The sequence below is a fragment of the Pseudomonas parafulva genome, assembly GCF_002021815.1.
In the GTDB taxonomy this organism is placed as follows: Bacteria; Pseudomonadota; Gammaproteobacteria; order Pseudomonadales; family Pseudomonadaceae; genus Aquipseudomonas; species Aquipseudomonas parafulva_B.
Genome location: NZ_CP019952.1, coordinates 1,990,354 through 2,007,840 on the forward strand (window position 1 = coordinate 1,990,354; position 17,487 = coordinate 2,007,840).

General features: G+C 58.5%; 26 protein-coding genes. 24 read left to right on the plus strand and 2 right to left on the minus strand.

Annotation, left to right across the window (positions count from 1 at the left end; translation table 11 throughout):
* Positions 1-5 precede the first annotated feature (5 nt).
* Together B2J77_RS08940 and B2J77_RS08945 are read right to left on the minus strand one after the other, a co-directional pair.
* Positions 6-914, minus strand: coding sequence for a hypothetical protein (locus B2J77_RS08940; protein WP_078478417.1), 909 nt, complete (start codon positions 912-914; stop codon positions 6-8).
* A gap of 62 nt (positions 915-976) precedes the next feature.
* Positions 977-1,816, minus strand: coding sequence for a S24 family peptidase (locus B2J77_RS08945; RefSeq protein ID WP_078479411.1), 840 nt, complete (start codon positions 1,814-1,816; stop codon positions 977-979).
* Positions 1,817-1,929: 113 nt separating this feature from the next.
* On the opposite strand from B2J77_RS08945, the gene B2J77_RS08950 reads away from it, so the two are divergent.
* The 24 genes from B2J77_RS08950 (at position 1,930) to B2J77_RS09060 (ending at position 17,486) form a co-directional block, all read left to right on the plus strand.
* The gene (locus B2J77_RS08950) at positions 1,930-2,166 is read left to right on the plus strand and encodes a hypothetical protein (protein ID WP_078478418.1); all 237 of its coding nucleotides are present in this window, start codon (positions 1,930-1,932) and stop codon (positions 2,164-2,166) included.
* A 30-nt stretch (positions 2,167-2,196) separates the two neighbouring features.
* Positions 2,197-2,385, plus strand: a complete 189-nt coding sequence (locus B2J77_RS08955) for a hypothetical protein (RefSeq protein ID WP_004573832.1) — start codon at positions 2,197-2,199, stop codon at positions 2,383-2,385.
* 18 nt (positions 2,386-2,403) lie between these two features.
* Entirely contained in the window at positions 2,404-2,583 is a 180-nt protein-coding gene (locus B2J77_RS08960) for a hypothetical protein (RefSeq protein ID WP_078478419.1), read from the plus strand.
* 207 nt (positions 2,584-2,790) lie between these two features.
* The gene (locus B2J77_RS08965; RefSeq protein WP_416231924.1) at positions 2,791-3,597 is read left to right on the plus strand and encodes a replication protein; all 807 of its coding nucleotides are present in this window, start codon (positions 2,791-2,793) and stop codon (positions 3,595-3,597) included.
* The gene (locus B2J77_RS08970) at positions 3,587-4,399 is read left to right on the plus strand and encodes an ATP-binding protein (protein ID WP_078478421.1); all 813 of its coding nucleotides are present in this window, start codon (positions 3,587-3,589) and stop codon (positions 4,397-4,399) included. Before B2J77_RS08965 ends, B2J77_RS08970 begins: the two co-directional genes overlap by 11 nt.
* On the plus strand, positions 4,392-4,862 hold the full coding sequence (locus tag B2J77_RS08975; protein ID WP_078478422.1) for a hypothetical protein: 471 nt from the start codon (positions 4,392-4,394) through the stop codon (positions 4,860-4,862). Before B2J77_RS08970 ends, B2J77_RS08975 begins: the two co-directional genes overlap by 8 nt.
* Positions 4,859-5,182, plus strand: a complete 324-nt coding sequence (locus tag B2J77_RS08980; protein WP_078478423.1) for a hypothetical protein — start codon at positions 4,859-4,861, stop codon at positions 5,180-5,182. The genes B2J77_RS08975 and B2J77_RS08980 overlap by 4 nt, the downstream gene beginning before the upstream one ends.
* A complete protein-coding gene (locus B2J77_RS08985; RefSeq protein WP_078478424.1) occupies positions 5,173-5,769 on the plus strand; it encodes a recombination protein NinG in 597 nt (198 codons plus the stop codon). Before B2J77_RS08980 ends, B2J77_RS08985 begins: the two co-directional genes overlap by 10 nt.
* Positions 5,766-5,894, plus strand: coding sequence for a hypothetical protein (locus B2J77_RS21715; RefSeq protein WP_267128935.1), 129 nt, complete (start codon positions 5,766-5,768; stop codon positions 5,892-5,894). The genes B2J77_RS08985 and B2J77_RS21715 overlap by 4 nt, the downstream gene beginning before the upstream one ends.
* Positions 5,885-6,475, plus strand: coding sequence for a hypothetical protein (locus B2J77_RS08990; RefSeq protein ID WP_078478425.1), 591 nt, complete (start codon positions 5,885-5,887; stop codon positions 6,473-6,475). The genes B2J77_RS21715 and B2J77_RS08990 overlap by 10 nt, the downstream gene beginning before the upstream one ends.
* A 304-nt stretch (positions 6,476-6,779) precedes the next feature.
* The gene (locus B2J77_RS08995) at positions 6,780-6,977 is read left to right on the plus strand and encodes a zinc finger domain-containing protein (RefSeq protein WP_078478426.1); all 198 of its coding nucleotides are present in this window, start codon (positions 6,780-6,782) and stop codon (positions 6,975-6,977) included.
* Entirely contained in the window at positions 6,974-8,143 is a 1,170-nt protein-coding gene (locus B2J77_RS09000; RefSeq protein WP_078478427.1) for a hypothetical protein, read from the plus strand. The genes B2J77_RS08995 and B2J77_RS09000 overlap by 4 nt, the downstream gene beginning before the upstream one ends.
* A 339-nt stretch (positions 8,144-8,482) precedes the next feature.
* Positions 8,483-8,809 (plus strand): MFS transporter, encoded by a 327-nt coding sequence (locus B2J77_RS09005; protein WP_078478428.1) that lies wholly within the window; start codon positions 8,483-8,485, stop codon positions 8,807-8,809.
* Positions 8,806-9,117: a hypothetical protein gene (locus B2J77_RS09010; RefSeq protein ID WP_078478429.1), complete on the plus strand. Its 312-nt coding sequence runs from the start codon at positions 8,806-8,808 to the stop codon at positions 9,115-9,117. Before B2J77_RS09005 ends, B2J77_RS09010 begins: the two co-directional genes overlap by 4 nt.
* Positions 9,118-9,212: 95 nt before the next feature.
* Positions 9,213-9,683, plus strand: a complete 471-nt coding sequence (locus B2J77_RS09015; RefSeq protein WP_078478430.1) for a lysozyme inhibitor LprI family protein — start codon at positions 9,213-9,215, stop codon at positions 9,681-9,683.
* Positions 9,684-9,784: 101 nt separating this feature from the next.
* Entirely contained in the window at positions 9,785-10,393 is a 609-nt protein-coding gene (locus tag B2J77_RS09020; protein ID WP_228385173.1) for a putative metallopeptidase, read from the plus strand.
* Positions 10,394-10,424: 31 nt separating this feature from the next.
* Complete coding sequence (locus tag B2J77_RS09025) at positions 10,425-10,901, plus strand: DUF2280 domain-containing protein (RefSeq protein WP_078478432.1); 477 nt, start codon at positions 10,425-10,427, stop codon at positions 10,899-10,901.
* A complete protein-coding gene (locus tag B2J77_RS09030; RefSeq protein WP_078478433.1) occupies positions 10,876-12,204 on the plus strand; it encodes a terminase in 1,329 nt (442 codons plus the stop codon). The genes B2J77_RS09025 and B2J77_RS09030 overlap by 26 nt, the downstream gene beginning before the upstream one ends.
* Positions 12,204-13,673 (plus strand): DUF4055 domain-containing protein, encoded by a 1,470-nt coding sequence (locus B2J77_RS09035; protein ID WP_078478434.1) that lies wholly within the window; start codon positions 12,204-12,206, stop codon positions 13,671-13,673. The genes B2J77_RS09030 and B2J77_RS09035 overlap by 1 nt, the downstream gene beginning before the upstream one ends.
* Positions 13,615-14,673 carry a minor capsid protein gene (locus B2J77_RS09040; protein WP_078478435.1) on the plus strand — a complete coding sequence of 353 codons (1,059 nt, stop codon included), beginning with the start codon at positions 13,615-13,617 and terminating at the stop codon, positions 14,671-14,673. Before B2J77_RS09035 ends, B2J77_RS09040 begins: the two co-directional genes overlap by 59 nt.
* Positions 14,674-14,705: 32 nt before the next feature.
* Positions 14,706-15,170 carry a DUF6998 domain-containing protein gene (locus B2J77_RS09045; RefSeq protein ID WP_078478436.1) on the plus strand — a complete coding sequence of 155 codons (465 nt, stop codon included), beginning with the start codon at positions 14,706-14,708 and terminating at the stop codon, positions 15,168-15,170.
* Positions 15,171-15,249: 79 nt separating this feature from the next.
* The gene (locus tag B2J77_RS09050; protein ID WP_078478437.1) at positions 15,250-16,023 is read left to right on the plus strand and encodes a hypothetical protein; all 774 of its coding nucleotides are present in this window, start codon (positions 15,250-15,252) and stop codon (positions 16,021-16,023) included.
* A gap of 3 nt (positions 16,024-16,026) precedes the next feature.
* A complete protein-coding gene (locus B2J77_RS09055; protein WP_078478438.1) occupies positions 16,027-17,004 on the plus strand; it encodes a major capsid protein in 978 nt (325 codons plus the stop codon).
* A gap of 47 nt (positions 17,005-17,051) precedes the next feature.
* The gene (locus B2J77_RS09060; RefSeq protein ID WP_078478439.1) at positions 17,052-17,486 is read left to right on the plus strand and encodes a hypothetical protein; all 435 of its coding nucleotides are present in this window, start codon (positions 17,052-17,054) and stop codon (positions 17,484-17,486) included.
* The last annotated feature ends 1 nt before the right edge of the window (position 17,487 follow it).

Below are 17,487 nucleotides of genomic sequence, written 5' to 3' on the forward strand. Positions count from 1 at the left end.
ATGAATCATGTCTCTGTGATGAAAAGCCTGTGTAGCTCACCGTCTTTATATACAGGGCGCGCGCGGACTTTGAGGCTAGCGTGACTACCCATAGCCTGGGTGTATGCGTTGTTAGGAAAGGAGAGTGCGACGTCAGTTATCTTGCCGTGAACTGAGCTTGAGTGACCCTCGATCTGGACGCGGCACACGCCTGTGTCCACGCTGAGTGCGTAGATCCGGGAAATCACATAGTCACCAGGATCGCCAACTGAAACCTCGCCATTTGATCGAATGGCTAATGCCTCCGGCTCAGTAATTTCAACTGGATGTTCTGAGTCTGCGAACTGAGTGATTTGATCGCATGACTTACCAATTGGAGCCAAGGCGTTCCGCATGGGGGTTCTCGCAGCCTCAACCAAAAGCGGGAGAGTCGCCAGCAATTTCTCAGTAAGCCTTTCAGTTGAAAGGTGCGCGTTATCGTTCGCCTTGATCAAGCCATTCGCCATGACGTGATTGAGATCTGATGACTGCTTTGCTTGATCTTTGATGACCTCTACCAGCTCTTTCACGTCTGGGTTTCCCGATAGCGCTTTCTTGACGTAGGCCAGAACCTGAGAAGTCAACCAGTCAAATGCCTTCTTATAGACATCAGCAAAGGCAGGCATCTGGTGCGTGATGCCTGTAAGTATAACCAGTGTTTGTTCAAAAGATCCTTCTTTAGGAGGCGCTGAGAAGCACCTTATGTCGGACTGTTCACGTGAAGCTAGCACCTTCCCGTAAATGCAGTAGTGACTGATGAGCCTGTAGAGCCGGGATGCTCCGTCTACCGATTTTGCGTACTGGCCGGCATCGAGCAAGTGGCGGTTGGCGTCCAAGCCTTCGTACTTCATGTTCATGTGACCGGTGACGCCAGTCATCTCATTCCAGCCGACCATTGCACATCCTTGATTGCATCGTTATAGAAATCCGGCTGAGGCCTTGAAGCAAATTTCTCAAATCACACCGGCTGACCGTTCCACACGTAAAGCACCCGGGCCAGAATGTGGGTATCGTCCACCCGTATCTCTTCGGGGTCGTGATGCTTGTTGTCCGAGATCATCTTGAAGCGTTCCTTGCCTTTTTTCTGCAAGCGCTTCACATACAACATTTCGTCGTGGGAGAAGAGGTAGATTCCGTCACCTGTGAACTCGCGGATCGTGATGTCGACAAGCAGAGGGTCGCGATCCTTGATCGTTGGAGCCATCGATTGCCCCCAGCCGGTGATCATTTTGAGATGGTAATGCTCTTTGAACGTGACACCCATTTCACGCAGGTGGCGCGGACTGACCCGGATATCTTGGAGCATTTCAGGGTATTCGTGGGGGATCTGTCCGCCGCCCATAGCGGCCCGAACGTCGTAGTGCGCGATCCATACCTCGTCGCCAACTTGGCCGGGCCGGTTGAAATCACCTGTCATAAGGCCGGCTTCGCTAACTTCTGCTTCGACGGGTATTTCTGCTGCAGCTAGCAAGCGCTGCCGCGTCTCCTCTGGGATACCTTTGCCGCTTTTCGCCAGCATCTGTTTAACCAGATCCGCCGCTGAGAGCTTGCGGTCCGAGGCGTCGACCTGCGGCATAGGCTCATCGCCAGATGGCATCGAATCGAACCAGCCTCTAGGCAAGCCTTCAATCCTCTCAATCCTCCGAGCGACATCATCGCCTAGGTTCTTTGCCGTCTTGTCAGAAAGGATCTGACTGAGATGCGCAGGGGCCATCCCCCAGCGCTCCGCGCAGGATCCCTTTCTCTGGGTGCCAATCAGCTTCACCAGGTTGTGCTTGCGAATTTCGTAGATATCCATGACGCGAAGAATGCCAGCGTTTAGCTCGCTGCTAAATGTGCGCAAGGCTAAATTCTCCTTGATATGAAATTAGCCATAAGCTAAATTCCGCCCTATGTTTAAGGAGAGCCCACATGAATGATCACCTCCGTGAATGGTTGGCCACCGCCTCCAACGATCGCCGGCGGCACGTAGCTGCTGAGGCGAAGACCACTGTTGGCCATCTCTGGCAGCTCGCAGGTGGTCATCGGAAGGCCTCTGTTGATCTTGCTGAGCGCCTGCAGGACGCATCCGGCGGCGAAATCACCATCGCCGGTCTGCGCCCAGACCTCATCCCGTTTGCACGCAAAGCGCTAAAGGGCGCGGCTTAATCAATTTCCATAGCAAGGAGCAATCCCCGCATGTACGCCAATCCCAAGCACCTGCATGACCGCGAGATCAAGGTCCGGGTCGATGAGGACACATTCAACTTGATACAGGCGTTGGCCGCGTATCACCGCACCCAGCGCGCCGTGCTGTGCCGCGAACTGCTGGAAGCGCAGCTGGCTGCGCTGGCTTCGGAGAATACCGGCGATCAAACCGCAGCCTGAAGGCCGCGAGGAGGCCCTATGCCGACCGAACAATTCGGTCTGGATCCGGGATCGATGGATTTGCTTGAGCGAGAGGCGCGGAAGCGGGGCATTACCCCGGAAGCGTTAGCAGCCGAGCTGATTGATCGAGAGCTGGCCAGCCGAACGAAACCTCGAAACGCGAGGGGGACGGTTACGCCGTTCCAGCGCAAGGCCTGAATAGGCCCTGATGAGCCCAACAGAAAAAACCGCGCATGCGCGGATTACTTACCTCGATTCAGTGCCCTTTAGGGCCGCACTTACAAGTAGCGGACCTGGCGGGCACAAAAAAGCCGACGGGCAAGGTCGGCGATTTCGTTACAGCAATTTGTGAGAGGAATCATGACAAACATCGTCCCACTTCGCAATACCGGGGGGTTCACCCGGATGGACAATCAGCTAATGGATGGCCTCATGGCCATCAACCTGTCAGCGCACGAAATGAAGGTAGTGCTATACGTGGCCAAGGCTACCCTGAACTTCAACGAGGGCGCCCAGCGTATCCCTGCTTCGGCCATTGCCAAAGCCACCCACATCCACCCCGACACCGTTTCTAAAGCGATCTCGGGCTTACTGCGTCGTCGCGTCCTGTTCCGCGACGGTGGTTCCCGTGGTGACATCGGTCTTTGCGACCCCAAAGAATGGATCTTCGTCGAACAGCCGAAACAGACCAAATCGTCTGACTCGGCCCAAATCATCCGAATCGGATCCGAGCCGAAACAGACCCAAACCGACGATTCCCTTCTCTATTCCAAGAAAGAAACCCCCTATGTAAATCTTCCTTCGGAAGATATTACATCTCCCCCCAAGGGCGAGCCGAAGCAGGCGAAGGCTGAGCGAAAAAAACCATTTGGCTTGGCCAAGCTGCTTGCCGACAACCCCCACGGCCTGGCTGAGCCGTTGCTTAACGATTGGCTTGCCCTGCGTAAGGCGAAGAAGGCAGCCGTCACCCAGACGGTGTGGGATTCCCTGAACGCCGAACTCGTCGCATGCGCCGCCCTGGGCATCGCCGCCAATGTCGCGATGACTGAGGCTCTGTCCGCTGGGTGGCAGGGCTTCAAGGCTTCATGGATCGCCAAGCGTCTCGCCGAGCAAGAGCCTAAAGCCGCTACCCAGTCCCGTCACCACGGGTTCGAAGACAAAGACTACACCGCCGGCTTGAAGCGCCGAGAGGACGGTAGCTATGCGCTCTGAAAAAGTTACGCCGATCAATCGGGCCAGCCTCGGTAACCGTGTCCAGCCCGCCGAATGCGAGAAACACGGAGCCTTTGAGCAGAAGGTGACCATGCTCATGGGTAAAGCCCTGCGGAGCCACTGCCCAGAGTGCACCCGGATAGCTAATGAGCAGCGTGAGGCAAAGGCCCAGGCCGAGCAGGCCGTCAACCTTCGCATGGCTCTATCTCGCAAACTCGGTGATTCGCTAATCCCCAAGCGCTTTGCTGATCGCTCGCTTGCGAACTATCTCGTCCAGAATAAGGGGCAGGCCGAGGCACTGCGCTTCTGTCGTCACTACGTGAAGACTTTCGATCAAATCGCCGAGACTGGTCGCTGCATGGTTCTGCTGGGCAAGCCTGGAACCGGAAAGACTCACCTGGGCGCCGGCATGGCCAACGACCTGATGCGTAACACCTCCCATTCGGCGGTGTACCGCACTGTCGGCTCAATCCTACAGGCCATCCGTGCCACCTACGACCGATCCAGCGAGGCGACTGAGGCAAGCATCCTGGCTAGCCTCATCGATCCATCCCTGCTGGTGCTGGATGAGGTGGGCGTTAGCAAGGAGCAGCCGAGCGACTTCGAGCTGACGAGCCTGTTTGCGATCATCAACGGTCGATACGAACAGGTGAAGCCCACGGTCGTGATATCGAACTTGGACGGACCTCAGCTCCCTATGGCCATGGGCGAACGCTGCGTCGACCGCCTGCGCGAAGGCGGGATGATCGTCGTTCCGTTCGAGTGGGATTCGTACCGCGGTAAGGAGGCGAGCCATGGCTGACAAAATAAGCGTCAACAGCACCACAAAGCTCTCCGAGGCCATCAGCAAGCTGACAAGCATGTTCCGCGACAAGAAGTTCGTAGTGGTCAGCCTGCGCCCAGGTAAGGAACGCACCCTAGACCAGAACGCACTGTGGTTTGCGTTCTACAAGCGCATCGCGGAGATGACCCAGATCGGTGACGCCGCTGACGCCCGGCGCTACTGCAAGCTGCACATCGGCGTGCAGATTTTGCTGAACGAAGACGCCGAATTCCAGCAGGCGTGGTACCGGGTCATGCGCCACCTACCGTACGAGGAGAAGCTGGCGATGATGGGCGAGTGCAAGCTGTTTGGCCCAGACGGTTTCCCGGTGACCAGCCTGTTCAATCGCGCCCAGGGCGTGGCCTACACCGACCGCATCCTGGCCGAGTTCACACCCAGGGGGGTGTTCTTCGGAGATCTAGTGGGCGAGGTGGCGGCATGAGCCATCAATTCAAACCGGGCGATCTGGCGCTGATCATTAATTCAGCGGCACCTGAAAACATTGGCAAGACCGTCCGGCTCGTCGAGTTCATTGCTGCCCACGGCACTCCTTTCATTCGCGAGGGCGTGAGATTCGGTCCTCGGGATATGGCTACCTGGATCGTGGAGACTCCCGACGGTTGCAAGACCCTCGTTGGTGGCTACATCCAGCGGACCATCATGGTCAGCTCTGGTCCGTGCCGGCAGAAATGGCTCATGCCTCTAGGCGGCGACTTCGAGCCTCAGCAGCAGAAAGCCAAGGAGGCCGAGCGATGCGCGTAGGTCAAGCCAAGCCGAAGAAATGCCGCGCCCCAGGCTGCGGCAAACCCTTCCATCCGACCATGACCACCCAGCGCGTATGCAGCCCAACATGTGCCCTGGCCATGGCCAAAGACCCGAAGCTCCAGAAGGTCGCGGCCAAGGCCATCACCAAGCAGAAGCGCCAGGACCTCCAGGAGCGCCGCGAGAAGCTCAAGACGAAGGGTGAGCACCTACGGGAGGCCCAAGCCGCGTTCAACGCCTACATCCGCGAGCGTGACCGTTTGGCGGGGTATGCCTGCATCTCCAGCGGGCGACCCCTGGACTGGAACGGTAATGCCGTAGATGCCGGGCACTATCGCAGCACCGGCGCCGCGCCGCACCTGCGCTTCGACGAGAACAACTGCCATGCACAAAGCAAACACGACAACCGCTACCTGTCCGGCAACGTGGCCGAGTATCGCTTAGGGCTGATCCAGCGCATCGGCCTGGCCGCAGTCGAAGCGCTGGAGGCCGACCAAGCCCCGCGCCGCTACACCATCGAAGACCTGCAGGACATCAAAGCCCTGTACCGCCAGAAACTTCGTGACCTCAAGAGGGCAGCAGCATGACCTGGACCATTAGCGACACGGCCTGGACATTGCTGCTGGCCATTGCCGTCACCTCGACCTGGTGCGTGATCTACGGCAACACCATTGCAAACCGGCTCAAAAAGGGGGAAGGCCCATGCAACTGAACAGCGCACGGCAGGCCTGGCATGACTGCTTTTACACCGCATGGGACAGCCAGGGAGCTTTTATAGAGCAACTGGGGATGCTGGGGGCGATGGTGCAAACCACTGAGCGTCAGCGGCACGCTGGCCACGCCGCTCATCAAGTCATCGCAGGACAGGTGCAAGCCTCTATCGGCGAACTGGCAGCGCATTTAAGAGCCTTTGGCAACTTCATGTACTCGCCACGGCTGGACGTGGACACCCAAGAAACGGCCGAAGAGTCAGTTTTCATTGTGGTGACGCAGAGAGCGCCGCGCATGACGGCCGCTAAGCGGGAGAAACTGGAGTACGTGGTCAAGGGCGTGATGGCGCGCTATCGATACATGCACCAAGGTGGCCAGTCCGCCAATAATGACCCGCTGGCATCGCCTGAGGGGTTCAGAGCTTGGCTAGATGCTCACTATGGTGTGAGGCTAGAGTCGTCGAACTGGGAGCGTGACTGGGGGGCTTTCATCAGTCTAGCGTTTGAGTGCTGTGAGGACATGGACAAGGAAGCATTGAGCCCGGTGGCAGCTGCAATTTACGAAATGCGTAGAGCCGCTTGAGGGCCTATTGCGTTCCCGTGCGGCTGGTGGCATGATTTCACCACTGTTAGAGTTTTGCCTTCGGCAAGCTCATTTAGAAACCGGCCAAAGCGCCGGTTTTTTTGTGCCCGCAGGAAAGCAAAAGCCCCGAACTAGTCGGGGCTTTGTCGTTTGTGCGGCGAGGAAAAAAGAGAGGGCGACTCCAGAGGGTGCAGCAACACCCAATGGAGACGCCAGATCGCAGATGTAGCCTGCAAGCCAGCCAAGGCCCTCACTGCTCGCGCGAGCGGGGCGGAGCCTAGCAGAAAATCACAAGGCTTTGCAGATGCTTAAAGATATCCGTTGCGGTAATTGCAAACGACTCCTCGCCCGAGCGGCGGGGATCAGCCAGCTCCAGATCAAGTGCTCCCGGTGTGGGACGTTGAATCATGTGAAGACCTTGAGTCTCGAGTTATCGTCATCGAGCGATAAAGAGAGCGACGTTGATCGCCTAACTACTCAGTCGAATAAGGTAATCATATGAATATTGTCACCACCCCAATTAAAAGTGCGGATGAGAATATCTGCGGGGCTGAATTTTCTGTCGTGAATAATGCAAGCGGTTCTGACTATGGAAGTGCGAGCCAGCGCCTGACATTTAATGCTTTTTCAGATGGTGCTAATGGTAGTTCAGCATCAGGCGTTTTTGCTTTTAATGCAGATGCGGTCAATGCTACAATCCAAATCGATTACGCGCTCTCCGCTGTGTTTTCTGTCTATGAATTTAAACAGGCGGTTATCGAAAAGCCGGATCCAGAGTCAGGCGAGACGTCGAGCGAGATTGTATATGAGGATAATGCTCAGGTTCACCTGATGGTGCTGCGCCAAGGTCAGCTTATTTTCAATAAACGGTATACACTCAAAACTGAAGGTGAAGATGGAAAGTTGATAAATACCAGTGAGCCAGGTATTTATTTTGGTGGTGGATTCTCAATCAATATGCCTATCGTTATGGGCGCTCCATATCTGGCTACATTGCACAGTTTGGATGCGCGCTCGGCGGTGATCCGTATTAGTGCATCAAGAACTTCTGTCAATGCATCTGTCAGGCTGACATTCCCGCTTGAGAACAAATCGACGAATTTCACAACTCGTGAGACTAAAGCCATTGATGCTGCATTGCGGCATAACGAAGGCAATACGGACTTCATGTATCTTGACGATAGAGGTTTCGTGACCGTGGGAGTTGGATTCATGCTGCCCAATGAACAAGCAGCGTTGGCTTATCCATTCTTTGATCTGGACGACAATCCAGCATCAGACGAGCAGAAACGTTCGGAATGGCGCACTATTCATTCACTCCCGTCTGGCTATCTTCCTTCTTGGTACTCAGAGCACGGAGATCTATATCTTGAAAGTGAATTTATCGATTCCAAAGTTGCGGAGTTGATCGATGACAGCTTTATGGCGCTGTCTCGCATTTTTCCTGATGTAGGACAGTTGCCATCAGCAGCTCGGATTGCTCTGCAGGATATGGTTTATAACTTGGGTGAAGAGGGTCTGCGAAGGTACACAAACTTGAGAGCTGCAATTGCGCGTCGTGATTGGCAGACAGCTGCCGCTGAATCTCATCGAATCGGTCCCAATGATGAAAGGAATAATGCAACTCGTGACCTTTTCTTGGAGGCGGGGCGAGGCGGCGATTTCTGAATCAATCTATCTTCAGCGACTAAGTAACATCTCTTTCCTTCCCTGGTTGGCTCCTTGAGCGATGCATTCAAGGCAATGCAGTGAACTGGTTTGGGCAGCGGCGGGGCTCTTTGTAGTCCCGGTCGCATCTCAGTCAGGTAAAGTGCTGATCACGGGAAGTGGATGTATATTTTATTCTGATTTTTCAATTGCTTCTAAATTCTCAGGGTTTGAATCGTATCTTGAATTCGTCTCTAACTCTTCGCCCCTTTCTCTGTTGTGCGAATTGTTAACAATTCAAGTAATGATTTTCGCCCAACATTTGCCATATCTCTTTTTCTGCAAGCTGGAGTCGAGCGAATGGATTTTTTTCACCGCCTGCTCGACAAGCTCGACTGGGCAATAGCGGGTCTAATGGGCGCCTTGGTTGCAACCCGCTGGCACAAAGAGGACCTCACAGATCGCAAGGCCTGGATTCTTTTCCTGCTCACAGGTATGGCTTGTGCCCACTACCTCACAGGGATGGTCAGCGCGTACTTCGGGATAGTTGAGCCCCGCAGCGTGGCAGGCGTCGGGTTTCTACTGGGCACCTTCGGCGGCTCACTCATTGCTGCCGTCACCCGCGCCATCAAGGCCGCTGATCTATGGTCTGTCATCAGGTCCAAGTTCGGAGGGCCAAACGGATGATTCTCGAATACGTCAACGCGCTGGCTGCCGGCGTGATCGCCCTGTGGGCATCCTGGGCAGTCCTGAGCGGAAGAGTGCGAGACGGGGTGATCGGCAAAATCCTTTACTCGATCATCGCCCTGAGCGGCTACGCCATTCTGGCCAGGTCGGACCGCATGTTTTTCACCCCGAACACCGCCGGCGTCACGATGCATGTGGCCCTGGCTCTGGCTGGGCTGCGGCACATGTTCGTCATCACCTACTGGCCGCGCGTGAAGCGCTGGATCTGTCGGCGCCTGGATTGTGACCTGTGCAAGCGGTCGAGCTGAACCGCACCACAAAATCGACATGCGCCGTTTCGTGGCGCTCAGATCCTGGTTGCGGCATTATGCAGTTTCAATACAGATATCTCAGGGAATGAGTCGTGAAGGAATTTTTTAAGTCGATCTGCATAGGATCCTTGCTCGTTATGACTACTGCCCATGCTGACGTGGGTCGTGAAGAAGAGCTGGATGAGGCGGTCCGTCAGTTCGCAGCAAAAGTGGAGGCCGTCTGGCAGCAGTGCCTTAAGAGACCAGATGTACGCACCACGAATGATAGCAATCGCTGTCTCGTAACGATGCTACGGGCGACTAACGATGCGGTTGAGCAGAAATATCTAGCCAAACTGGAAAAAGCTCGAGATATGGCTAAGCATCCAGATGGGTTTGCAACCTACGAGACGGTGCCGGGCCTCTTAGAGGAGTCTCAGGCTCAATGGAAGAAATACGTGAAAACTGATTGCGACGGTATAGGCGCAGAGAGCGCAGGCGGGACCGCCCGTTCCACCTTTGCACTCCGCTGTGAGTATCAACACGCTCTCCATCGCTTACGCGCACTGGACGCCTGGTTCTGAGTGCTCGAAGCCTCTTTCCACCCGCATCATAGGCATGTCGCCTGCACATCGATCTTTACCAATATCTGCGAAATGCCATCCTAAGAACGTTCAGGTGACCTATGAGCAGACCGATGCCGCCGGCCGCTCTGCTCGAATCACTGTGGCTGACACTGCGTCCCGCCCCTGAAGTGTGGGAGTGGATACAGCGCGAGATCCTCGCCACCACAGGCAGTATCCACAAGGAAGAGCACGCTCACCTTATCGACGCCAATATTGGCGTGCTGTGGGCATCCTCTGCCTTCAACCAGAAGGGTCGCTCAGTGCTTGGCCAGGCCGAGCAACTGATGATCCGCGCGGGTGGATGGCAGAAGGCACGCCAAGAGCAGCAGATGCGGGAGTGGTTCGGCGAAGAGCTCCAATTCCTCATCACCCTGGCGGCTGACTACTGCGCCCAATGCACCGACGCTGAGTTCTGCGCCCTGGTCGAACACGAGCTCTACCACATCGCCCAGGCGACTGATCAGTACGGTGCACCTAAATTCACTCAGGACGGCATGCCCAAGCTGGAGATGCGCGGGCACGACGTCGAGGAGTTCATCGGTGTGGTTCGCCGCTACGGTGCCAGCCAAGAAGTACAGCAGCTGATCGACGCTGCAAGCCGGCCGCCTGAGGTGGCCAAGATCAACATTTCGAGGGCCTGCGGAACCTGTCTGCTCAAGTTGGCCTGATGTGAGACAGGCATGAGACGGAATCCAATCTATGGCAGCCCTGAAAAACGATGTGAAAGCCTTCATCGTTCAGGCTTTGGCGTGCTTTGACACGCCCACCCAGGTCTCACAAGCCGTGAAGCAAGAATTCGACATCGATGTGACCCGCCAGCAGGTGGAGCAGCACGACCCGACCAAGCGCGCCGGGGCCAACCTGGCTGCCAAATGGCGAACCCTTTTTGAGGACACCCGCAAGCGCTTTCGCGAGGAGACGGCCGAGATCCCTATCGCTAACCGAGCGTTCCGACTGCGCGGCCTAGGGCGAATGGCGGAGAAGGCCGAGAACATGCGCAACCTGGCGCTGACGGCCCAGCTGTACGAGCAGGCCGCTAAGGAATGCGGCGATATGTACGTCAACCGCAAGCTCGAACCCGACAAGCCCCTGGGCTCCCAGGCGGACCAGCAGCACGCCGTTGCTGAGTACACGCTGGAGCCAGACGAGAATGTCCCGACTACCCCGCACCTATGACGCGCCGGTCAAGCTGACGCCGAAGCAGGCGAACATCTACGTTTGGGGCTTCCAGCCCGAGGCGCGCTTCCGTGATGCGGTGTGCGGGCGTCGATTCGGTAAGACCTTCCTCGGCAAGGCAGAGATGCGCCGCGCGGCCCGGCTGGCTGCGGAGTGGGGTGTGAGCGTCGAGGACGAAATCTGGTACGGCGCGCCGACGTTCAAGCAGGCCAAGCGGGTATTCTGGCGCAGGCTGAAGCAGGCCATTCCCGAAGCATGGCGCGCGGCCCGCCCCAACGAGACCGAATGCTCTATCACGCTCAAGTCCGGCCACATCATGCGCGTTGTCGGTCTCGACAACTACGACAACCTGCGGGGTTCAGGTCTGTTCTTCGTCCTGGTGGACGAGTGGGCCGACTGCCCGTGGGCGGCATGGGAAGAAGTGCTGCGTCCCATGCTCTCGACCTGCCAGTACACGATTCCCGAGTCCGGCGAATCGAGGAAGGGCGGCCACGCGCTGAGGATCGGCACTCCGAAGGGTTTCAACCACTGCTACGACACCTATCGCGATGGGCAGCCAGGCGGTGAGCCTGACCACAAGAGCTGGCAGTACACATCGCTACAGGGTGGCAACGTCCCGGCCGAGGAGCTGGACGCAGCCCGCCGCAAGATGGACCCGCGCACGTTCCGCCAGGAATACGAGGCCGGGTTCGAGAACTACGCGGGTGTCGTCTACTACACCTTCGACCGGAATGAGTGCCGCACCAGCGCCCGCATCGAGCCAGGGGAAGCTCTACACATCGGCATGGACTTCAACGTCATGAAGATGGCGGCGGTCGCTTACGTGGTCCGGGACGGCCTACCGCTGGCGCTGGACGAATTCCACTCGGTGCGTGACACACCGGAGATGATCGACAAGATCAAGGCGCGATTCCCTGGGCATGGCATCTCCGTGTACCCCGACGCCAGCGGCCAGAACACCAGCAGCAAGAATGCCAGTGAATCGGACCTGTCCTTACTCAAGAAGGCAGGCTTCACCGTTGTGGTCGACTCGCAGAACCCTGGCGTCAAGGACCGCATCAACGCGGTCAACTCCATGTTCCTGAACACCTACGGCGAGCGCCGCCTCAAGATCAATATTGACCAGTGCCCGCAGCTTACACAGTGCCTGGAGCGCCAGACCTACACGGACAAGGGCGAGCCGGACAAAGACCTGAAGAAAGGTCACGACCACATGAACGACGCCGCAGGCTATTTCATCGCCAAGCGGTTCCCGATCAAGACTCAGTCCGCCGGCACCCGCCGCATCGGAGGTTTGGCGTAATGCCTGTTCAATCCACCAACCCAAAGTACGACGCTCACATCGAAGAGTGGCGGATGATGGACGATGCTCTGGAAGGCGAGTGCGCCATCAAGGGCAGTCCACGCAACCTGCCCAAGCCCAGCGGCATGGTTGAGGCTGAAAAGCTGGATGGCCAGGGCAATGCCTATCTCTATCAGAATTACACGGCGCGGGCACAGTACGACCACTGGGTGCGCGATTCGCTGCGCTCGATGATGGGTCTGGTCTCCCGGCTCATTCCTGAGGTGAAGCTGCCCAGCGGACTCAAGGGCGTGGAAGAGAACGCCACCGCTGACGGGTTTGGCCTGACTCAACTCTTCCTGCGCATCGTCCGGCAGACGATCTCCCACGGGCGTGTGCCGCTTGTGGTCAACGTGGACGACCAGGGCCAGCCTTACTTTGCAACCTACGCTGCTCGGAACGGCATCAACTGGGATACCGCCGATCAAGGCGGTCGCCAGGATCTGGTGCTGGCCGTGTTCCGCGAGTTCCGCAAGAAGGCGGAGGACCGATACAGCCATGAGTGCCATACGGTCTACCGCGAGTTCTTCATGCAGGGGCAAGTCTGCTACACGGCTGTACGCAACGAAGCAGGCGAGCTCATTGAAGATGAGCGCCCCCTTGGCACCGTTGGCGCCGGCAACCAACTGGTGCGCGGCCTTGAGTACATCCCGGTCATCTACTGCGGCTCGACCGACAACTCACCGGACGTGGACGAGATCCCGCTGCTGACCATGGCCAGGGCTGCGCTGAAGTCGTACCAGCTCAGCGCTGACTACTTCACCGCTCTGCACCAGACCAGCCATCCACAGCCGTGGGTGTCCGGCCTGGACGAAAGCGTGGAGCTCAGTGTGACCGGGCCGTCTGCAGCCTGGGACCTAGGCCCAAACGGTCAGTGCGGATATCTGGAGTTCCAAGGGGCAGGCGTTGAGGCTGTCCGAACGGCCATGTCTGACCAGAAGAGCGCAGCCCTAGAGGCTGGCGCCAAGGTCATGGACGTGTCCGGTACCGAGTCGGGAGAGGCACGCAAGACGCGCCAGAACGACCAGCATGCCACGCTGCACAGCATCGTCATCACCGCAGCGGCAGCCATTGAGCAGGCCTTGCGGTACGCCGCCGAGTGGACTGGCTACAACCCGGACGACGTGGTCTTCACGGTCAAGCCGGAGTTTCTGATCCCAGAGGTCAACGCCCAGGTGCTGGCCGAGCTACAGAAGAGCGTCATGGCCGGCACGATCAGCGCCGAGACCTACTGGCAGTACCTCACCACCGGCAAACTGCCTGAGCGGGCCTATGACGAAGAGGCCGGACTGATAAGCGACGAACGTGAGTCGGCCGGCATCAACCTGGACAAAGACGATGGCGACGAAACCGACGCAAACGGCGGACGAGATGCTGCTGGAACAGGTCAGTCGGCACGCGGTGCTGCTGGAGCGGCTGAAGGCGGGTGAGGTCAAGAAGCTCGAGACGGTCCTGCGCCAGGTGGATACGCAGGTGCGGGATCAACTGACCCGAAAGGATCTGACGACATACAGCCGGACGCGCCTTGAGGAATTTTTGGGCCGTGTAGGCGCCAAGCTGCTGGGCATCTACCAGGCGTTCGGCGATCGCATGCAGGCAGACTTGGTGGACATCGCGCTCTACTTGGCCGCCTTCGAAAGCCGGAGTCTGTCCAGGGCGCTGCTTATCGACGCGATCATGCCGACCGACTCACTGATCCGGGCAGCAATCAATACCCAGCCACTGCAGGTGGCAGGCATCGACGGCGGCACGCTGCTCAAGCCCTTCCTTGCGGGCTGGACGCGAAACGAGTCGACCCGGGTCACCAACGCCATACGGCTCGGCGTGGTGCAGGGCCAGACGAATGCGGAGATCACCCAGGCCATTCGGGGTACTGCCGCGCAGAACTTCACCGATGGCGTGCTGGCGGTCAGTAATCGCAACGCCAGGTCGGTTGTGCACACCGCCGTGCAGCACGTGTCCGCGACGGCACGCGTGGAGACGCTCGCCGCTAACGCCGAACTCGTTCCGGGCTACCGCATCGTGGCCACCCTCGACCGGAAGACCAGCCAGCAGTGCATGAGCCTGGACGGGCGTGAGTTCGAGATAGGGAAGGGGCCGGTGCCGCCGTTCCACATCAACTGCCGCACGACCATCACGCCCATCACCAAGCTGTCAGCAGCGCTCGCGAAGGGCGCCACGCGCGCATCTGTGGGCGCATCTGGCGGCGCGCAGGTCTCCGCCAGTCTCAGCTACTACCAGTGGCTGAAAACGCAGCCACCGGCGTTCCAGGACGCTGCGCTGGGGCCGGTGCGCGCAAAGCTGTTCCGCGATGGCGGGCTTACTGCGGAGCGGTTCGCCTCGCTGCAGTTGGACAAGAACTTCAAGCCACTGACTCTGGATCAGCTCAAGGAGCTGGAGCCGTTGGCGTTCGAGAGGGCGGGAATCTGAGTTAGCATCTCAGCTCCACTTAAGGAGCTAGCATGGACCGAGCCATCCAGTCGAAGATTGAAGAGGCCTTGAATGGGCTTTTCACCGCCGTCTCAATGCTTCAAGAGGCCTATCCGGGCAAACCATTTACTCCTGATGGACGCCTGGTCGGAGACATCGGTGAGGTCGTGGCGAGTCTGGCGTACTGCTTGACTCTGAATGAAGGGCTAACCAAGCACCACGATGCGGTTACTGATGACGGACGCAATGTGCAGATCAAAACAACGTTCGGAACAAGCCTCACGTTTCCAGTCCATCATGTTCCTGACTACTACCTCGGCATTCGAATGAATCGTGACGGCACATTCGAAGAGATCTACAACGGGCCCGGGCTTCTGGTTAAAGAGCAATTGTCTCGTCGGAAAGCGACCAAGACAGGGCTGCATGGTGGGCTCATGTCGATGCTCAAGCGGGTGAACCAGCTAGTCCCCGACTCCGAGCGAATACCCAAGCGTTAAACCTCAATTTGAACCCGGCCAAGTGTCGGGTTTTTTTATGCCCGCGAGGCGGGCCAACCAGTCCCCAGGGGATAGCCACATGCCTTTTGACTTTGACCCGGCCGCCCACGGCCTGACCCTCGACGAAACCCAAGCTGCCGCGCTGAAGGCAGCGCTCGGCGGCGAGGTACAGAAATTCCTGGACGGGGAGGTCTCGGGCCTCAAATCCAAGAATGCCGAGCTGATCGGCTCAAACAAGACCATCAAGACCGAACTGGACAAGCTGAAAGGCCAGTTCGACGGCCTGGACATCGAAGCCGTCAAAGGCCTGCTGGCCAAGGCCGGCCAAGACGAAGAAACCAAGCTGATTGCCGAGGGCAAGCTGGACGAAGTCATCAGCCGCCGCACCGAGCGCCTGCGCACCGATCTGGACAAGCAGGTGAAGGCCGCCAACGAGCGTGCCGACAAGGCCGAGGCCTTTGCTGCCAAGTACAGCGACAAGGTACTGGCTGACTCCATCCGCGCTGCCGCCATCAAGGCTGGCGCGCTGCCTGAGGCTGCCGAGGACATCATCCTCCGCGCCCGCGGCACCTTCAAATTGAGCGAAGACGGTGAGCCTGTTGCCACTGACCGTGCCGGCGAGGTCGTGTACGGCAAGGACGGCAAGACCCCGCTGTCTCCCCTCGAATGGGCGGAATCGCTGCGCGAAACCGCTACCCACCTGTGGCCAAGGGCTCAGGGTGCCGGACAGACCGGCGACAACGGTGGCAAGGCCACGAAGAAATGGGGCGAGTACACAGAGACCGAGCGTGCAGCGATGGCTCGTGACAACCCCGAGGCATTCAAAAAACTCCAAGCCACCCGAGGAACCTAATCCATGGCATCTACCCAACTGTCGGACATCTTCGTTTCCGACTACTACGGCACTCTGGAGCCGGTAAATTCCCCAGAAAAGACTGCCGTCTACGAGTCGGGCATCATCACCCGCTCGGCCACCCTGGACAACATCGCCAAGAACGGCCAAGGCACCTCCGAGATCAGCTACTGGCAGGATCTTGATGCCGATGAGGCGCCGAACATCTCCAACGATGATCCCGACGACCTGGGCGCCGTCGGCAAGGCTGAGCAGGGCAGCATGCGCGCCCGAACCCTGTACCTCAACAAGGGTTACGGCGTTTCCGACCTGACTGCTGAGCTGGCCAACTCCGAGCCGATGCAGCACATCCGCAACCGCTTCGGAATCTACTGGACACGCCAGTGGCAACGTTACCTGATGGGCGCGGGCCGCGGCATCATCGCGGCGAACATCGCCCAGAATGGCGGCGACATGGTGAAGGATGCGGGCCCCTCGATCAGTGCCAACGCCTTCCAAGACGCCGCCTTTACCGCCGGCGACGCCGCCGACATGTTCGGCGCCATTGGCGTGCACTCGGTTGTCATGAACCAGATGGTCAAGCAGGACATGATCGAATACCTGCGCGACTCGCAGGGCAAGATCATCCTGGCCACGTACCTGGGCAAGCCAGTGTTCATGGATGACGCATTGACCTACGCGCCGGGCCAGTTCCTGTCGCTGTTCTTCGGCCAAGGCGCCTTTGGCTACGGCGAGGGCGACCCACACATGCCGGTCGAGATGCAGCGCAACGCTGCCGGCGGCAACGGCGGTGGTGCTGAAGTGCTGTGGGAGCGAAAAACCTACATCCTCCAGCCGGCAGGCTTCAGCTGGCAGGGCAGCGAAAACCGCAACCTGAGTCCGACCGCCACCCAGTACGCCTCGGCGGCCAACTGGAAGCGCGTCTTCGACCGAAAGCAGGTTCCATTCGCTGCGGTCATCAGCGGCACCGCCACCCCTTGACCCCATGATGCAGGGCGCCGGCCTGGCGCCCTGCGCAGGAGATCTGCATGAAAGTCATCTACACCAACACCCCTGGGAGCGAGCGCGGCACCTGCTATCGCCGCCTGGACCAGTTCTTCGGCGTGATTGACGGCGCGACCTCGGTGTCCGTGCAGGGCGATGCTCCGCACATCGGCGAGGCGTACCAGCGCCAGGGCATCAGCGTGAGCGAGATCGAGGAAGGTCTGCGCCTGGATGGGCCCACTGTCGCCCAGTGGCTGGAGCAGGGCTACAAGGCTTCGGCCTACCCGCCGAACGGCTACGCCCCGGTCAGCAGCCAGGCCGAGATCGACAAGGCGATCGAGGAAGAGGGCGGTGACGAGACTGACCCTCACAAGATGAAGGTGCCGGAGCTCAAGGAGTGGCTGACGGCCCAGGGCATCACCTTCGATCCAGCCCTCAACAAACCCGAGCTTCAGGCCCTGATCCCGTCGAAGGAATAAG

What these genes read in the sequence shown, in the direction of transcription:
- B2J77_RS09040 (WP_078478435.1), top strand. Translation starts at nt 13,615, where the DNA reads ATGCTGCTGGAACAGGTCAGTCGGCACGCGGTGCTGCTGGAGCGGCTG.
- B2J77_RS21715 (WP_267128935.1), top strand. Translation starts at nt 5,766, where the DNA reads ATGACCTGGACCATTAGCGACACGGCCTGGACATTGCTGCTGGCCATT.
- B2J77_RS09000 (WP_078478427.1), top strand. Translation starts at nt 6,974, where the DNA reads ATGAATATTGTCACCACCCCAATTAAAAGTGCGGATGAGAATATCTGC.
- B2J77_RS09055 (WP_078478438.1), top strand. Translation starts at nt 16,027, where the DNA reads ATGGCATCTACCCAACTGTCGGACATCTTCGTTTCCGACTACTACGGC.
- B2J77_RS08975 (WP_078478422.1), top strand. Translation starts at nt 4,392, where the DNA reads ATGGCTGACAAAATAAGCGTCAACAGCACCACAAAGCTCTCCGAGGCC.
- B2J77_RS08980 (WP_078478423.1), top strand. Translation starts at nt 4,859, where the DNA reads ATGAGCCATCAATTCAAACCGGGCGATCTGGCGCTGATCATTAATTCA.
- B2J77_RS09035 (WP_078478434.1), top strand. Translation starts at nt 12,204, where the DNA reads ATGCCTGTTCAATCCACCAACCCAAAGTACGACGCTCACATCGAAGAG.
- B2J77_RS08945 (WP_078479411.1), bottom strand. Translation starts at nt 1,816, where the DNA reads ATGGATATCTACGAAATTCGCAAGCACAACCTGGTGAAGCTGATTGGC.
- B2J77_RS09025 (WP_078478432.1), top strand. Translation starts at nt 10,425, where the DNA reads ATGGCAGCCCTGAAAAACGATGTGAAAGCCTTCATCGTTCAGGCTTTG.
- B2J77_RS09045 (WP_078478436.1), top strand. Translation starts at nt 14,706, where the DNA reads ATGGACCGAGCCATCCAGTCGAAGATTGAAGAGGCCTTGAATGGGCTT.
- B2J77_RS09020 (WP_228385173.1), top strand. Translation starts at nt 9,785, where the DNA reads ATGAGCAGACCGATGCCGCCGGCCGCTCTGCTCGAATCACTGTGGCTG.
- B2J77_RS08955 (WP_004573832.1), top strand. Translation starts at nt 2,197, where the DNA reads ATGTACGCCAATCCCAAGCACCTGCATGACCGCGAGATCAAGGTCCGG.
- B2J77_RS08990 (WP_078478425.1), top strand. Translation starts at nt 5,885, where the DNA reads ATGCAACTGAACAGCGCACGGCAGGCCTGGCATGACTGCTTTTACACC.
- B2J77_RS08970 (WP_078478421.1), top strand. Translation starts at nt 3,587, where the DNA reads ATGCGCTCTGAAAAAGTTACGCCGATCAATCGGGCCAGCCTCGGTAAC.
- B2J77_RS09010 (WP_078478429.1), top strand. Translation starts at nt 8,806, where the DNA reads ATGATTCTCGAATACGTCAACGCGCTGGCTGCCGGCGTGATCGCCCTG.
- B2J77_RS09005 (WP_078478428.1), top strand. Translation starts at nt 8,483, where the DNA reads ATGGATTTTTTTCACCGCCTGCTCGACAAGCTCGACTGGGCAATAGCG.
- B2J77_RS08950 (WP_078478418.1), top strand. Translation starts at nt 1,930, where the DNA reads ATGAATGATCACCTCCGTGAATGGTTGGCCACCGCCTCCAACGATCGC.
- B2J77_RS09050 (WP_078478437.1), top strand. Translation starts at nt 15,250, where the DNA reads ATGCCTTTTGACTTTGACCCGGCCGCCCACGGCCTGACCCTCGACGAA.
- B2J77_RS08940 (WP_078478417.1), bottom strand. Translation starts at nt 914, where the DNA reads ATGGTCGGCTGGAATGAGATGACTGGCGTCACCGGTCACATGAACATG.
- B2J77_RS08960 (WP_078478419.1), top strand. Translation starts at nt 2,404, where the DNA reads ATGCCGACCGAACAATTCGGTCTGGATCCGGGATCGATGGATTTGCTT.
- B2J77_RS09030 (WP_078478433.1), top strand. Translation starts at nt 10,876, where the DNA reads ATGTCCCGACTACCCCGCACCTATGACGCGCCGGTCAAGCTGACGCCG.
- B2J77_RS08965 (WP_416231924.1), top strand. Translation starts at nt 2,791, where the DNA reads ATGGACAATCAGCTAATGGATGGCCTCATGGCCATCAACCTGTCAGCG.
- B2J77_RS09060 (WP_078478439.1), top strand. Translation starts at nt 17,052, where the DNA reads ATGAAAGTCATCTACACCAACACCCCTGGGAGCGAGCGCGGCACCTGC.
- B2J77_RS08995 (WP_078478426.1), top strand. Translation starts at nt 6,780, where the DNA reads ATGCTTAAAGATATCCGTTGCGGTAATTGCAAACGACTCCTCGCCCGA.
- B2J77_RS08985 (WP_078478424.1), top strand. Translation starts at nt 5,173, where the DNA reads ATGCGCGTAGGTCAAGCCAAGCCGAAGAAATGCCGCGCCCCAGGCTGC.